Consider the following 13,021-nt stretch of genomic DNA (forward strand, 5'->3'; position numbering starts at 1 on the left):
GAACATGGAATTTTTCCGCATCCGTAAAGACATTCCGTTCATGCAGCGCGCGTTGGTTTTCAACGCGATCTCGCTGCTGACGTTCATCGCCGCCGTGTTTTTCCTGCTGCATCGCGGGCTGCATCTGTCGGTGGAGTTCACGGGCGGCACCGTGATCGAAGTGCAGTATCCGGGCGCCGTGCCGCTCGAACCCGTGCGCGAAACGCTGACCAAAATCGGTTACGCCGACGCTCAGGTGCAAAACTTCGGCACCTCGCGCGACGTGCTGATCCGTCTGCCGTTGAAGCAGGGCTTGAGCTCGGCGCAACAGAGCGACCAGGTGATGTCCGCGCTGACGGGCCAGGATGCGAACGCGAAGCTGCAACGCGTCGAGTTCGTCGGCCCGCAGGTCGGCAAGGAACTCGCCACCGACGGCCTGCTCGCGCTCGCCTGCGTGGTCGCGGGCATCGTGATCTATCTGTCGTTCCGCTTCGAGTGGAAGTACGCGGTCGCAGGCGTGATCGCAAACTTGCACGACGTCGTGATCATTCTCGGCTTCTTCGCGTTCTTCCAGTGGGAGTTCTCGCTGTCGGTGCTGGCCGCCGTGCTTGCAGTGTTGGGCTATTCGGTGAACGAATCGGTGGTTATCTTCGACCGGATTCGCGAAACCTTCCGCCGCGAACGCAAGATGAGCGTGATCGAAGTGATCAACCACGCAATCACGAGCACGATGTCGCGTACGATCATCACGCACGGCTGTACGCAGATGATGGTGCTGTCGATGTTCCTGTTCGGCGGTCCGACGCTGCACTACTTCGCGCTCGCACTGACCGTCGGTATTCTGTTCGGTATCTACTCGTCGGTGTTCGTCGCCGCGGCGCTGGCCATGTGGTTCGGCGTGAAGCGTGAAGACCTGATCAAGGACAAGAAGGAACGTCACGATCCGAACGATCCGAACGCGGGCGCGCAGGTTTGATCGAAAGCGTCTGATACGTTCGACAGCAACATAAAAGCAAAAGGCCGGTTCGATGATGAACCGGCCTTTGTCGTTTACGGCTTCTACGCTATCGCGTAACCCGAATTAGCGGAAGCCCAACTTGCGACGCGCCGCAATCAACGCGATCACGCTCAGCACGGCGGCAAACATCAGATAGAAGCCCGGCGCGATTTTCGAGCCCGTCGCCTGGATCAGCCACGCAATGATGAACGGCCCGAAGCCGCCGAAAATCGTCACCGCGATGTTATAGGCGAGCGACATGCCCGTCGTGCGCGTCTGGACCGGGAAGATTTCCGACAGCAATCCCGGCAACGAGCCAAAGTACGCCGTCATCAGGAAACCGAACACAATCTGCATCGCCATCAGCGTGCCGAAGGTCGGATGCGCGACGAGATAGCTGAACGCCGGACAGATCAGCAAGAACAGCAACACGGCGGGCACGAGCATGATGCGCACGCGTCCGTGGAGATCGGACAGATGTCCGACGATCGGCGAGCACACCAGCTGGATCACGCCGACCAGCGCGATCGCCGCGAAGGCCACCGATGGTGCGAGACCCAGTTGCTTGATCGCAAAGGTCGGCATGAACAGCACGAGATACGTCGAGACCGTGCCGAGCACGACGATGCCCATGCCGATGAACAGCCGCAGCTTCTGGCTCGCGAAGGTATCGCGGATCGGCGTGGTGGTAGTTTCGGCGGCGAGGAACTCGGGGGTTTCGTCGAGCTTCGTGCGGATGTACCACGCGACCGGCCCGATCAGCAGCCCGAAGAAGAACGGCACACGCCAGCCCCAGGACGCCATCTGTTCCGGCGACAACCCGCCCGTCAGCAGCATGCCGAACAGCGCGGCGAGGAGCGTCGTCAGCCCCTGGCTCGCGATCTGCCAGCTGGCGAAATAGCCGCGCCGTCCGGGCACATGCTCGGCGAGAAAGGCCGTGGCACTGCCGAATTCACCGCCCGCCGAGAAGCCTTGCATCAACCGCGCGACAACGAGAATAACCGGCGCCGCGATGCCGATCGACTGATAGGTCGGCAGCACGGCGATGATCAGGGTGCCGATCATCATCAGCAGGATCGAGAGCGTGAGCGCGGCTTTACGCCCTGCCCGGTCGGCATAGGCGCCGAGCACGATCGCGCCCAACGGCCGCATGAAGAACGACACGCCGAACGTGCCGAGCGTCAGCAGGAGCGAGACGGTGTCGTTGCCGGCCGGGAAGAACAGTTTCGAAATGACGACGGCGAAGAAGCCGTAGACGACGAGATCGAACCACTCCAGCGCATTGCCGATCGACGCCGCGACGACCGTGCGCCATGTATCGGGGCGCGTTTGCGCGGTGCTCGCGGCTAGTGTTGAACTCATTGTGGATCTCCAGGTGCGCGCGGTAGTCGTTATGGTGGTGATTGGCGTGTGACGCCCGGTCCTTTCATTTTGCCGGTTCGATGCGCGCACAACCGATCCGGCGGATTTGTTCAATATGTACCGGAAAAATTATTTCTGCACGAGGGGGAGAAGTGCCAGGGGATGGGAGGTTTTTTTGCGGTTCGCGGTGGGGTTGGGGTTGGGGTTGGGGTTGGGGTTGGGATCTGTGGTTTGACTTCGTGGCGCTGCTGGTTTGGTTTGCTGGTGTCTGCGCTGGCATCCGCACTTTGTTAGCGTGCTTCACGCGTCGCCCCTGTGCGGGGCGGCACCTACTTTTCTTTGCCGCCGCAAAGAAAAGTAGGCAAAAGAAAGCGGCTCACACCGCCAACCCGTGTTCTTATCCACGGCCCCCCCAACGTCCCCATCCTTCACACGGCTGTGCCCTTGGTCCGTGCTCGTTGCCAACGCTTCGAACAATCACATCACCCGCGTCAGGCACCCATACAAAGGCAGACGGCAGCGAATGGTATGTGCCGCCAAGGTGGCAAACTGTGTGTAGGTTGTCGCGGCGTATAGCCTGGCGCTCTTACAGCGTCTGACGCATGCGCTATCGGTCCGGAGTGAGGCGTGTGGAGCACTTGGGGCCTACACACAGTTTGCCACCTGGGCGGCCGTGGAATAGCTGGTACGGCGTGCTGTAGTGCGGGAGCGTGAAGCGGGTGAGGCGCACCGCAAGCGCGCTGGCAACGAACGTGGGTCACGTGGTTGCCGTGTGAAGCGTAAGACCCTGTGGGGGCCCTCAGGCAAGAACAAGGACTGGCGGTGTGAGCCGCTTTCTTTTGCCTACTTTTCTTTGCGGCGGCAAAGAAAAGTAGGTGCCGCCCCGCACAGGGGCGACGCCTGAAGCACGCTAACAAACCGCGGATGCCAGCGCAAACACCAGCAAACCACCCCGCCTGCGCAGCAAAACCCAAAACCTTACTGCTTGATCCCTTCAGCCTGAATATGCAGCACCGTCTTCATGCTAAATCCATATTTAGTCCCAAAATCCATCCCATAATCCGCGCGATTGAACTCCCCCGTCGCCTCGACGCCGCACACCTCGCGCTTCAGCACAGGATGCTGAATACATTTAAACGATTCGATCTTCAGATTCAGCGGCTTCGTGACGCCCTTCAGTGTGAACTGACCATCAACCGCAACCGGCGTATCGCCATCAAACTTGATCGAAGTCCCTTTGAACGTAGCGGTAGGATACTTCGCCACATCGAAGAAATCGCCCGACCGCAAATGTTCGTCGAGCTTCGTATTCCCCGTCTGGATCGAAGACGTATCCACCGTGACATCCACCGTGCCCGTCTTCGCGGCGCGATCCAGCGTCACCGTGCCCGAGCTTTTCGTGAACTTGCCGCGCCACGTCGAGACGCCGCCCATGTGGTCGGACTCGAAGCTCGGATAGGTGTGCGTCGGATCGAGCTGATAAGTATCGGCGGCATACACGCCCGCCGCCATCGACGACGCCAGCGCGCCGGCCACAATCAAGAGCATCGTTTTCAATTCATTCTCCTTTCTGTCTGAATGCCAGGTTCACTTGCTTGCGGCGACGATATGAAACTTGATCGTCACATCGTCAGCGACCACCGACGTGTCCTTCCATTCGCCCGTGCCGATATCGAACTGCGAACGCTTCACCGTCACTGCGCCGTCATACACCTGCGCAGCGCCCTGCTTCGTCACCGTGACAGGCACGACCACCGTCTGCGACTTGCCTTTCATGGTCAGCTTGCCCGTCACGTTGAACTGGTTGCTGCCCGCAGCCGCAATCGCGCTCGAGACGAACGTTGCAGTCGGGAAGGTCTTCGAATCGAACCATTCCTTGCCGCGCACCTGCTCGTTATAGCTTTCGTCGCCGAGATCGTAGCTCGATGTATCGACCGTGACCTGTGCGCTGCCTGCCGCCGGCTTTGCCGGATCGAACGCGATCTGCGCAGTGAACTTGTTGAACTTGCCTTCGACAGGCACGTTCATCTGTTTCGAGATCGCCGTGACCGTGCTCTTGCCCATGTCGACCTGCGCAAACGCGCCGCCCGACGCGGCCAGCGATGCCGCCGCAAATGCGGCGAGCATGTAGCGGTAGAACGATACCTTCATGTTTGTCCTTATTTGAGGAACGGGATCATGCGCGACAACAGGCCGTCGCGATCGAGAATCTGATGCTTGAGCGCCGCCAGCACATGCAACACGACCAGCACGAGCAGCGTGTAGTTCAGCGTGATATGAACGGACTTCAACACTTCCTTCAGATGCGGATCGGGTGCGATCAGGCGCGGCAACGGCACGAGACCGAGATAGACGACAGGCACGTTCGCCGCCGAGCTGTACAGATAGCCCGACACGGGAATCGCGACCATCAGCACGTACAACAGGAAGTGCGTGAGATGCGCGATGCCGCGCTGCCATTTGGGCATGTGCGAGGGCATCGGCGGCGTGGCATGCGTCGCGCGCCACAGAATGCGGATGATGACCAGCGCGAATACGGTTACGCCGATCCATTTGTGCCATGAGAAATACTTGAGCTTGGTCGGCGTGAAGCCGGGGATGTCCGTCATCACCCAGCCGAGCGCGAATCCGCAGACGATCAGCAGCGCGATCAGCCAGTGCAGCGCGATCGCCGTCGATGTGTACGACGAACCGCGCGCCGAGAACGAATGAAACGAAGAGGTATGTGCCATGACAGATCCGACGCCAACATGAAAGTTAAACGACCCGGGCGATGCCATTATTCCGCTCGCGTCCGGCATCGGCGCCAACGGTCTGCGCGGCGCTCATCGTACCGCAAGCAGCGGCAACTGGCTGACAGCTTTACGCGCGGCGCGAAACTTGCTATTCCCGCCTGAGCGAATGCGCGGCGCATCTGTCGGACAAAGCCTACGACGGCCGTCGGTTCTGCATCCACCCTCATCACCGCGCGGACCCACCTGTAAGGCGTCATATTGACGAGCTTTGATACTATTGCCCCCAGGCCGCGACGCGCCAGTCGCTTGCGCGGCAACAATCTGTAAGACACCGGCTGCAGCCACGACAACAACATCGCTTCCCGTTTACCGATTGCCTGCATGGAACATGACCACCTGATTGCCTGTCACGAATGCGACGCGCTATTCCAGAAGCCGCGCCTTGGACGCGGGCGGATTGCGCGCTGCCAGCGGTGCGGCGCGATGCTGTACTGGAGCGCGTCGGGTCGGCTGGACGGCATCACGGCCATGACGGTCGCCGCGCTGATCACGTTTCTGATCGCTCAGGGCTTCCCCATCGTCGAGCTGGAAACCAACGGCATCACGTCGCAGACGAGTCTGCTCGGCGCCATTGTCGCGCTGTGGGACGAAAACATGCAGGTCGTCGCCATCATCGTGTTCTGCTCGACCACGCTCTTTCCGCTCACCGAACTGCTCGCACTGCTCTATCTGCTGCTGCCGATCCGCGCGGGCTATCTGCCGCCGTTCTTCAACCAGATGCTGCGCGCGATTCAATTCGTGCGCCCGTGGGGCATGATCGAAGTCTTCATGCTCGGCGTGCTGGTGACGATCGTGAAGATGGTGAGCATCGCGCGCGTGATTCCGGAAGCCGCGATGTTCGCGTTCGGTGCGCTCACGCTGATGTTCGTCGTGGTCGTCACGTTCGACCCGCGCACGCTGTGGGATGTCGCCGAAACGCTCGGCGTGCTGCAGGCGCGGCGTGAACGGCACGCACGCGAAGACGAAGCGCGCAGCGACATGGATGGCGGCCCGCCCGACGATCGCAGCGATCGCGCGCCGGGCGCGCCGGATGTCGATGGTCCGGCCGCGCCGCACCGGGGATGACGGGCCGATGAAATACACCACGGCCTCACGCGCCGGTCTGGTCGCCTGTCACGCGTGTTCGCGCGTGCAGCCGCGCGTGCGAGGCACAGAGCAGCGCTGCACGCGCTGCGGCGCGATCCTGCACCGGCGCAACCCCGACAGCCTGATGCGCACCTGGGCGCTGCTGATCGCAGCCGCCGTGCTCTACATTCCCGCGAACCTGTTGCCCGTGCTGCACACGACCTCGCTGGTCGGTACGGAGGACGACACGATCATGAGCGGCGTCGTCTACTTCTGGACCTCGGGCGACTGGCCGCTGGCGATCATCGTGTTCGTCGCGAGCATTCTCGTGCCGATGCTCAAGCTCACGGTGCTCGCGCTGCTGACCATTACCGCGCAACGCCACTCGACGTGGCGGCCGCTCGAACGCACCAGGCTCTACCGGATCGTCGAGCGCATCGGACGCTGGTCGATGCTCGACATCTTCGTCATCACGCTGACGGTCGCGCTGGTGCGCTTCAAGTCGCTGGCCGTCATCACGGCGGGGCCGGGCGCGCTCGCGTTCGGCTCGGTCGTGATTCTCACGATGATCGCCTCGATGCAATTCGATCCACGCCTGATCTGGGACGACGTGGACAACGACCACGAGCCCGCCTCGAACAAGCCGAAAGCCGTAAAACCTCAGGACCCGAAACATGAATAGCCCCCAAGCGCCGACGCCACCTTCCGGCCCGCCGAAGAACGACCCGCCCGAGCCCGAGATCGTCACGAAACGGGGTTGGCTGCCTTCGCTCGTCTGGGTGATTCCGTTGATCGCGGCGCTGATCGGCGTCGGGCTGGTGGTGAAGTCGGTGCTCGAAAAAGGGCCGACCATCAACATCAGCTTCATCAGCGCGGAAGGGCTCGAGACCGGCAAGACCAAGGTCAAGTACAAGGACGTCGACATCGGCTTCGTGAAGGCAATCAAGCTCGCGAAGAACCACTCGCGCGTCAACGTCGAAGTGCAGCTGACGAAGGAAGCCGAAGACTTCGCGGTGAAGGACAGCCGCTTCTGGGTCGTGCGTCCGCGTATCGGCGCGAGCGGCGTGTCGGGGCTCGGCACGTTGCTGTCGGGCGCGTACATCGGTGTGGACGGCGGCCGCTCGACGGAAACGCAGACGCAGTTCGTCGGCCTCGAATCGCCGCCCGCCGTCACCGTCGACCAGAAAGGCCATCAGTTCACGCTGCGCGGCGAATCGCTCGGCTCGATCGATATTGGCTCGCCCGTGTTCTACCGGCGCGTGCAGGTCGGCCAGGTGACGGGCTTCTCACTCGACAAGGACGGCACGGGCGTCACCGTGCAGGTGTTCATCAGCGCGCCGTTCGACCAGTACGTCGGCACGAACTCGCGCTGGTGGCATGCGAGCGGCGTCGACGTGAGGCTCGACTCGAGCGGTTTCAAGCTGAACACGCAGTCGCTGGCGACGGTAATCGTCGGCGGGCTGGCGTTCCAGTCGCCGCCGGGCCAGGCCGTCGGCGTGCAGGCGCCGAACAACATGACCTTCCGCCTCGGCTCCGACGAGGTCGACGCGATGCGCGAGCCCGACGGCGAGCCGGTGCGCGTCGTGATGAACTTCAACCAGTCGCTGCGCGGGCTGTCGGTCGGCGCGCCCGTCGATTTCCGCGGCATCGTGCTCGGCCAGGTGACCAACATCGGCGTCGAATACGATCCGCAGACGAAGAACTTCAACATGCCCGTCACGATGGATCTCTACCCTGACCGCCTGCGCCGCCGCTCGCGCGGTCAGCCGGTGCCCGACACGGGCAGCGAGGACAGCCACCGTATGCTGCTCGCGCTCGTCAACCACGGCCTGCGCGGCCAGTTGCGCACGGGCAATCTGCTGACGGGCCAGTTGTACGTCGCAATCGATCTGTTCGCGAAGGCGCCGAAGGCGACCGTCGACGTCACGCGCGACCCGATCGAGCTGCCGACGATCCCGAACTCGCTCGACGAACTGCAACTGCAGATCGCCGATATCGCGAAGAAACTCGATCAGGTGCCGTTCGACCAGATTGGCAACAACCTGAACGCCGCCCTGAAGAACGCCGACCACCTGTTCACGCAGCTCGACAAGGAAGTGCTGCCTCAGACGCGCGACACGCTCGCCGCGGCAAAGCAGACGTTCGGCTCGGCGGAAGCGACGCTGCAGCAGGACTCGCCGCTGCAATCCGACGTGCATCAGGCGCTGCAGGAATTGACGCGCACGCTGCAGTCGCTGAATGCGCTGTCGGACTACCTCGAACGCCATCCCGAATCGTTGCTGCGCGGTAAATCAGGAGACAAGCCATGACGTTTGCACGCGTCCCCCGAACGATGCGCGCCGTCGCGCTTTCCGCCCTGCTGATTGCCGCGCTCGCCGCGTGTTCGTCGCCGCCGAGCCACTTCTACACGCTCTCCGCGGGCGATCAGTCGCCGGATGCCGTGCGCACCGCGAGCAACCCGGCGTTCCTGATCGAAGTGCCGCCCGTCGACGTGCCGCCGCAAGTGGCGAAAAACCAGTTCGTCGTGCAGACGGGACCGACCCAGGTGCAGGTGCTCGAACAGGAACGCTGGGCGTCGCTGCCGGGCGACGAGATCCGCCGCGCGCTGTCCAGTTCGCTGACACAGCAGCTGGGCACGATCGACGTGTACGGCTCGCCGTATCCCGACCGCGTACCCGTCTATCGCGTCAGCGTGAACGTGCAGCGTTTCGAATCGTGGCCCGGCTCGCGTGCGCAGATCGATGCCGTGTGGAGCGTGCGGGCCGTGCGCACGCAGGCCGTGCTGACTTGCCGCAGCGTCGTCGTCGAGCCGGTTTCGAGCGGCTACGATGCGCTTGCCGAAGGGCATCGGCGCGCAGTCCAGCGGATTGCAACGGAGATCGCGGCAGCCGTGCGCAATCTCGCGGCGGCGCCGGCGCGCGGCGCGGCGGTGACGTGTCCGGCATCGACTTCGGGGCCCTCTGCTGCGCCGTCGACTGCGCCGTCCGCCTCGACTACGCCGACTAAAGGCTGACGGACGCAAGCCGCGCGGGTAGCGCATCGCGCCCGCGCGCGATACTTGCCGCAAGGCACGGCGGGGCGACCGCGTACAATGTCGCCTTAATCAACGCCCTGCGGCAATCCCCATGTCCTTCGAATTTTTCATCCCCTGCCCGCGCGGCCTCGAAGCCGCGCTCGCCGCCGAACTCGCCGAGATCGCCGCGCGTCATCTGAACGGCGCGCCGTTCGCGGCTGGCGCGCAGGTGCCCGGCGGCGTGCACTTCAAGGGCGGCTGGGCAGCCGGCATGGCTGCCAACCTGCATTCGCGGATCGCGAGCCGTGTGCTGCTGAAGATCGCGCATCGTCCGTATCGCAACGAGCAGGACATTTACGGCCTCGCGCTCGAGCAGAGCTGGGAGAAGTGGTTCTCGGCGAACGAGACGCTGCGCGTCGACGTCACCGCGATCAAGTCGCCGCTGCGCAGCCTCGAATTCGCGACGCTGCGCGTAAAGGACGCCATCTGCGACCGTCTGCGCGACAAGACGGGCGCCCGTCCGAGCATCGACACGGGCGCGCCCGACGCGCGCGTGTTCGCGTTCCTGACGGCCACCGACTGCGCGCTCTATCTCGACACTTCCGGCGAGCCGCTCTTCAAGCGTGGCTGGCGGCTGGACAAGGGCGCAGCGCCGCTGCGCGAGAATCTCGCAGCGGGCATCCTGCGGCTGACGGGCTGGACGCCCGGCACGCCGCTGTACGACCCGATGTGCGGCAGCGGCACCTTCCTCGCGGAAGCGGCTCAGGTCGCGCTGAACATTGCGCCGGGCGTCGAGCGGCGCTTCGGCTTCGAGAAGTTCAAGCAATACGACGTGTCGGCCTGGCAGACGCTGAAAGTCGCCGCGCAGGATGCAAAGCGCGCGGCACGCGCGGGCCGCGGCGATCTGCTGATCTTTGGCAGCGATATTTCCGACAATATGCTCGAGAAGGCGCGCGCGAACTTTGAACGCGCGGGTTTTCCTGCGCTGCCGTTGAAGCAGCTCGATGCGCGCAACATGATGCCGCCTGCGGGTGAGCCTGGCATTCTTGTGGCGAATCCGCCGTATGGCGAGCGGATCGAGGTGCGCGGACGCGGTCCGCGGGGTGAGATTCGTAATACTGGCCGCGAAGAAGGCGGCTTCCGTCGCGCGGAAAGCGAAGCAGCACCGGATATGACGGAGTTTTTCCAGTCGTTCGGGGATGCGCTGAAGAAGCGGTTTACCGGGTGGCACGCGTTTGTGCTGACGTCGGATCGGAAGCTGCCCGGGCAATTGCGGTTGAGGGAGTCGGCGAAGACGCCGCTGTTCAATGGCGCGCTTGAGTGTCGGTTGTTCAGGTTTGATCTTGTTGCGGGGAGTGTCAGGCAGCGGCCTGCTGCGGAGTGAGGCGGGGTTTTGACCTTGCATTGCTTTGCTTTGCTTTGCTTTGCGCTGGCATCCGCGGTTTGCTTCTGGTTCGCTAGCGTTGCCCCTGTGCGGGGCGGCACCTACTTTTCTTTGCCGCCGCAAAGAAAAGTAGGCAAAAGAAAGCGGCTCACACCGCCAATCCTTGTTTCTGCCTGAGGGCCCCCAAAGGTTCTTACGCTTCACACGGCAACATGCCATTCCGCGCCCGTTGCCAACGTTCTCTTTGTACGCCTCACCCGCTTCTTGCGCCCGCGTCGCAGCACGCGGCGCCAGATAGTCCTGCGCCGCCCAGGTGGCAAACTGTGTGTTGGTTGTCGCACCACACAGGTCAGCGTTCTGCCAGAAACACCAGCCCTGCTTTCCAGTCCGAAGTGATGCACGTACGGCGCGAAAGCCTACGCACAGTTTGCCACCTGGACGGCACAAACCATTCGCTGACGCCAGCCCTTGCGTGGGTGCCTGAGGCGGGTGAGACGTCTATTCGAAGCGCTGGCAACGAGCACCAGCCAGGGCACTGCCGTGTGAAGCATGGGGACGTTGGGGGCCCGTGGATAAGAATACGGGCTGGCGGTGTGAGCCGCTTTCTTTTGCCTACTTTTCTTTGCGGCGGCAAAGAAAAGTAGGTGCCGCCCCGCACAGGGGCAACGCTTGCAAACCAATAAACATCACGCGGATGCCAGCGCAAAGGCCAAAACACCAACCGACAACACCCGCGCCGCGAAGGCCCCTACCGCCCCTTCACCCCAATACTCCTCATAAAATCGGCAAGCCTCCTTCCCTCGACATCGGGAAACGGCTCCAGCACGTCAAGCTGGTCAATATTCGCAAGCGCAAAATGGCGGAAATCTTCACGCAGCTCGCACCACGCGCCGAGCGTAAACCTCGCCCCCCAATAAGCAAGAGCAAGCGGCCAAACCCGCCGCTGTGTCGCGGCGCCATGCTTGTCCTGATACGCAAAGCTGACAACATGCCGCGAGTCAATCGCGCGATGCAGCGTATCGACGATCGCTGACACATTCCCATCGACATGAAACGACGGCGCAAAGAACGCCAGCCTGTCGATAGTCGCCCGCTTGTCGGCGGGCATAGCCGAAGCAATCTTCGCGAGCGCGCCGCGCGCCCCGGCCGCCATGCTCTCGCCGCCCCACGATTCGAGCATCCGCGCGCCGGCAGCGAGCGCCGTCAGCTCGTCGGCGGTGAAGGTGAGCGGCGGCAAACTCGCGCTGCGGCTCAAGCGATAACCAATGCCCGGCTCCCCTTCGATCGGCACGCCCGACAACTGCAAATCCTGCACATCGCGATAAACGGTGCGCAGCGACACGTGCAACCAGTCGGCCAGTTGTTGCGCGGTCGTCAGCCGTCGGCCGCGCAACAGTTCGGCGATCTGGAACAGGCGGTCGGCGCGACGCGTCATCGTAGGGGTCTCCCGGAAATAGACGGAGAATCTCCCGCGATGATAGCGCCGCATGACGCGCTCCAGCCGCGTTGCGCGTCACTTCACTCGTTGGTTTTCGAATGCAGGCCGATGCGGTTGCCCTCGGTGTCGGTGAAAAAGCCAATCCAGCCGATATCGTGCGGCAGTTGCACGGCGGGGCCTTCGACCTTGCCGCCCGCGCGCTTCACGCGTTCGAGCGTTGCGTTGACGGTCGGGCGTGCGTTCAGATAGACGAGTGAACCTGTTTGCGACGGTTCGAGCGTCGGGCTTTGGACGATGCAGCCGCCCGTCGAAGGCTCGTCGTAACTGAAGACGGCCATCGGCATGCCGAAATCTTCACGGCGCAATGTCGTATCGAGCGCGGCCTCGTAGAAGCGCACGGCGCGTTCGAAATCGACGGAAGGAATCTCAAACCAGGCGATCGCGCGATTGAGTTGGGCTGACATGGTGTTCTCCTTTGATTGGCGGTGAGCCGTGTGGGTCGCCGGATGGCGTAGGAGAAGTGTGCGGGTGGGTTGCTGACAGCGTTCTGTCAGTAGGGTTGGGGGTGCTTTGGTTTTTGCTTTTTTGGCGGTGGGATATTCGGTGTGTTTTCGCGGAGCGAGTGGCGGTGGTTTTGTGTTTGCGGTGGCTGGCATCCGCGGTTTGCTTCTGGTTTGCTAGCGTTGCCCCTGTGCGGGGCGGCACCTACTTTTCTTTGCCGCCGCAAAGAAAAGTAGGCAAAAGAAAGCGGCTCACACCGCCAGCCCGTGTTCCTATCCACGGGCCCCCAACGTCCCCATCCGTCACACGGCAGTGCCCTGGCCGGTGCTGGTTGCCAACGCTTCGAACAATCGCATCACCCGCTTCAGGCACCTGTACAACGGCAAGGGGCAGCGAATGGTTTCTGCAGCCCAGGTGGCAAACTGTGTGTAGGTTGTCGCGTCGTATAGCCTGACGCTCTTACAGGGTGGGGCGCGTGCGCTATCGG

At 62.8% G+C, this 13,021-nt stretch carries 12 protein-coding genes; 6 read left to right on the forward strand and 6 right to left on the reverse strand.

All coding sequences use genetic code 11. From position 1 onward, the window contains the following. The first annotated feature begins 4 nt into the window (after positions 1–4). Positions 5–955: a protein translocase subunit SecF gene (gene secF / locus PPGU16_RS13570; RefSeq protein WP_180720438.1), complete on the forward strand. Its 951-nt coding sequence runs from the start codon at positions 5–7 to the stop codon at positions 953–955. Between the two features lie 105 nt (positions 956–1,060). On the opposite strand, the gene PPGU16_RS13575 is transcribed toward secF, so the two are convergent. From PPGU16_RS13575 to PPGU16_RS13590, 4 genes are all read right to left on the reverse strand, one after another. Continuing rightward, positions 1,061–2,338, reverse strand: coding sequence for an MFS transporter (locus PPGU16_RS13575; RefSeq protein WP_180720439.1), 1,278 nt, complete (start codon positions 2,336–2,338; stop codon positions 1,061–1,063). Positions 2,339–3,316: 978 nt separating this feature from the next. Beyond that, the gene (locus PPGU16_RS13580) at positions 3,317–3,886 is read right to left on the reverse strand and encodes a YceI family protein (protein ID WP_180722634.1); all 570 of its coding nucleotides are present in this window, start codon (positions 3,884–3,886) and stop codon (positions 3,317–3,319) included. A gap of 39 nt (positions 3,887–3,925) precedes the next feature. Further along, entirely contained in the window at positions 3,926–4,489 is a 564-nt protein-coding gene (locus tag PPGU16_RS13585; RefSeq protein ID WP_180720440.1) for a YceI family protein, read from the reverse strand. 8 nt (positions 4,490–4,497) lie between these two features. Next, positions 4,498–5,070, reverse strand: a complete 573-nt coding sequence (locus PPGU16_RS13590) for a cytochrome b (protein ID WP_007744607.1) — start codon at positions 5,068–5,070, stop codon at positions 4,498–4,500. Positions 5,071–5,454: 384 nt separating this feature from the next. On the opposite strand from PPGU16_RS13590, the gene PPGU16_RS13595 reads away from it, so the two are divergent. The 5 genes from PPGU16_RS13595 (at position 5,455) to PPGU16_RS13615 (ending at position 10,595) form a co-directional block, all read left to right on the forward strand. Next, positions 5,455–6,198 (forward strand): paraquat-inducible protein A, encoded by a 744-nt coding sequence (locus tag PPGU16_RS13595; RefSeq protein WP_180720441.1) that lies wholly within the window; start codon positions 5,455–5,457, stop codon positions 6,196–6,198. A gap of 7 nt (positions 6,199–6,205) precedes the next feature. Next, the gene (locus tag PPGU16_RS13600) at positions 6,206–6,880 is read left to right on the forward strand and encodes a paraquat-inducible protein A (RefSeq protein WP_180720442.1); all 675 of its coding nucleotides are present in this window, start codon (positions 6,206–6,208) and stop codon (positions 6,878–6,880) included. Next, positions 6,873–8,507: a PqiB family protein gene (locus PPGU16_RS13605; protein ID WP_180720443.1), complete on the forward strand. Its 1,635-nt coding sequence runs from the start codon at positions 6,873–6,875 to the stop codon at positions 8,505–8,507. Before PPGU16_RS13600 ends, PPGU16_RS13605 begins: the two co-directional genes overlap by 8 nt. After that, on the forward strand, positions 8,504–9,211 hold the full coding sequence (locus PPGU16_RS13610; RefSeq protein ID WP_180720444.1) for a PqiC family protein: 708 nt from the start codon (positions 8,504–8,506) through the stop codon (positions 9,209–9,211). The genes PPGU16_RS13605 and PPGU16_RS13610 overlap by 4 nt, the downstream gene beginning before the upstream one ends. A 112-nt stretch (positions 9,212–9,323) precedes the next feature. Next, the gene (locus tag PPGU16_RS13615) at positions 9,324–10,595 is read left to right on the forward strand and encodes a THUMP domain-containing class I SAM-dependent RNA methyltransferase (protein WP_180720445.1); all 1,272 of its coding nucleotides are present in this window, start codon (positions 9,324–9,326) and stop codon (positions 10,593–10,595) included. 748 nt (positions 10,596–11,343) lie between these two features. On the opposite strand, the gene PPGU16_RS13620 is transcribed toward PPGU16_RS13615, so the two are convergent. Both PPGU16_RS13620 and PPGU16_RS13625 read right to left on the reverse strand, forming a co-directional pair. After that, positions 11,344–12,084, reverse strand: a complete 741-nt coding sequence (locus tag PPGU16_RS13620; protein WP_180720446.1) for a helix-turn-helix transcriptional regulator — start codon at positions 12,082–12,084, stop codon at positions 11,344–11,346. Positions 12,085–12,113: 29 nt separating this feature from the next. Next, complete coding sequence (locus PPGU16_RS13625; protein WP_180720447.1) at positions 12,114–12,497, reverse strand: VOC family protein; 384 nt, start codon at positions 12,495–12,497, stop codon at positions 12,114–12,116. Positions 12,498–13,021 lie beyond the last annotated feature (524 nt).

It is taken from the genome of Paraburkholderia largidicola (assembly GCF_013426895.1).
In the GTDB taxonomy this organism is placed as follows: domain Bacteria; phylum Pseudomonadota; class Gammaproteobacteria; order Burkholderiales; family Burkholderiaceae; genus Paraburkholderia; species Paraburkholderia largidicola.

Excerpts from the sequence above, each read along its gene's own strand:
- PPGU16_RS13605 (WP_180720443.1), top strand. The coding sequence starts at position 6,873 with ATGAATAGCCCCCAAGCGCCGACGCCACCTTCCGGCCCGCCGAAGAAC.
- PPGU16_RS13600 (WP_180720442.1), top strand. The coding sequence starts at position 6,206 with ATGAAATACACCACGGCCTCACGCGCCGGTCTGGTCGCCTGTCACGCG.
- PPGU16_RS13615 (WP_180720445.1), top strand. The coding sequence starts at position 9,324 with ATGTCCTTCGAATTTTTCATCCCCTGCCCGCGCGGCCTCGAAGCCGCG.
- PPGU16_RS13580 (WP_180722634.1), bottom strand. The coding sequence starts at position 3,886 with ATGCTCTTGATTGTGGCCGGCGCGCTGGCGTCGTCGATGGCGGCGGGC.
- PPGU16_RS13595 (WP_180720441.1), top strand. The coding sequence starts at position 5,455 with ATGGAACATGACCACCTGATTGCCTGTCACGAATGCGACGCGCTATTC.
- PPGU16_RS13620 (WP_180720446.1), bottom strand. The coding sequence starts at position 12,084 with ATGCGGCGCTATCATCGCGGGAGATTCTCCGTCTATTTCCGGGAGACC.
- PPGU16_RS13575 (WP_180720439.1), bottom strand. The coding sequence starts at position 2,338 with ATGAGTTCAACACTAGCCGCGAGCACCGCGCAAACGCGCCCCGATACA.
- PPGU16_RS13625 (WP_180720447.1), bottom strand. The coding sequence starts at position 12,497 with ATGTCAGCCCAACTCAATCGCGCGATCGCCTGGTTTGAGATTCCTTCC.
- PPGU16_RS13585 (WP_180720440.1), bottom strand. The coding sequence starts at position 4,489 with ATGAAGGTATCGTTCTACCGCTACATGCTCGCCGCATTTGCGGCGGCA.
- secF (WP_180720438.1), top strand. The coding sequence starts at position 5 with ATGGAATTTTTCCGCATCCGTAAAGACATTCCGTTCATGCAGCGCGCG.
- PPGU16_RS13590 (WP_007744607.1), bottom strand. The coding sequence starts at position 5,070 with ATGGCACATACCTCTTCGTTTCATTCGTTCTCGGCGCGCGGTTCGTCG.
- PPGU16_RS13610 (WP_180720444.1), top strand. The coding sequence starts at position 8,504 with ATGACGTTTGCACGCGTCCCCCGAACGATGCGCGCCGTCGCGCTTTCC.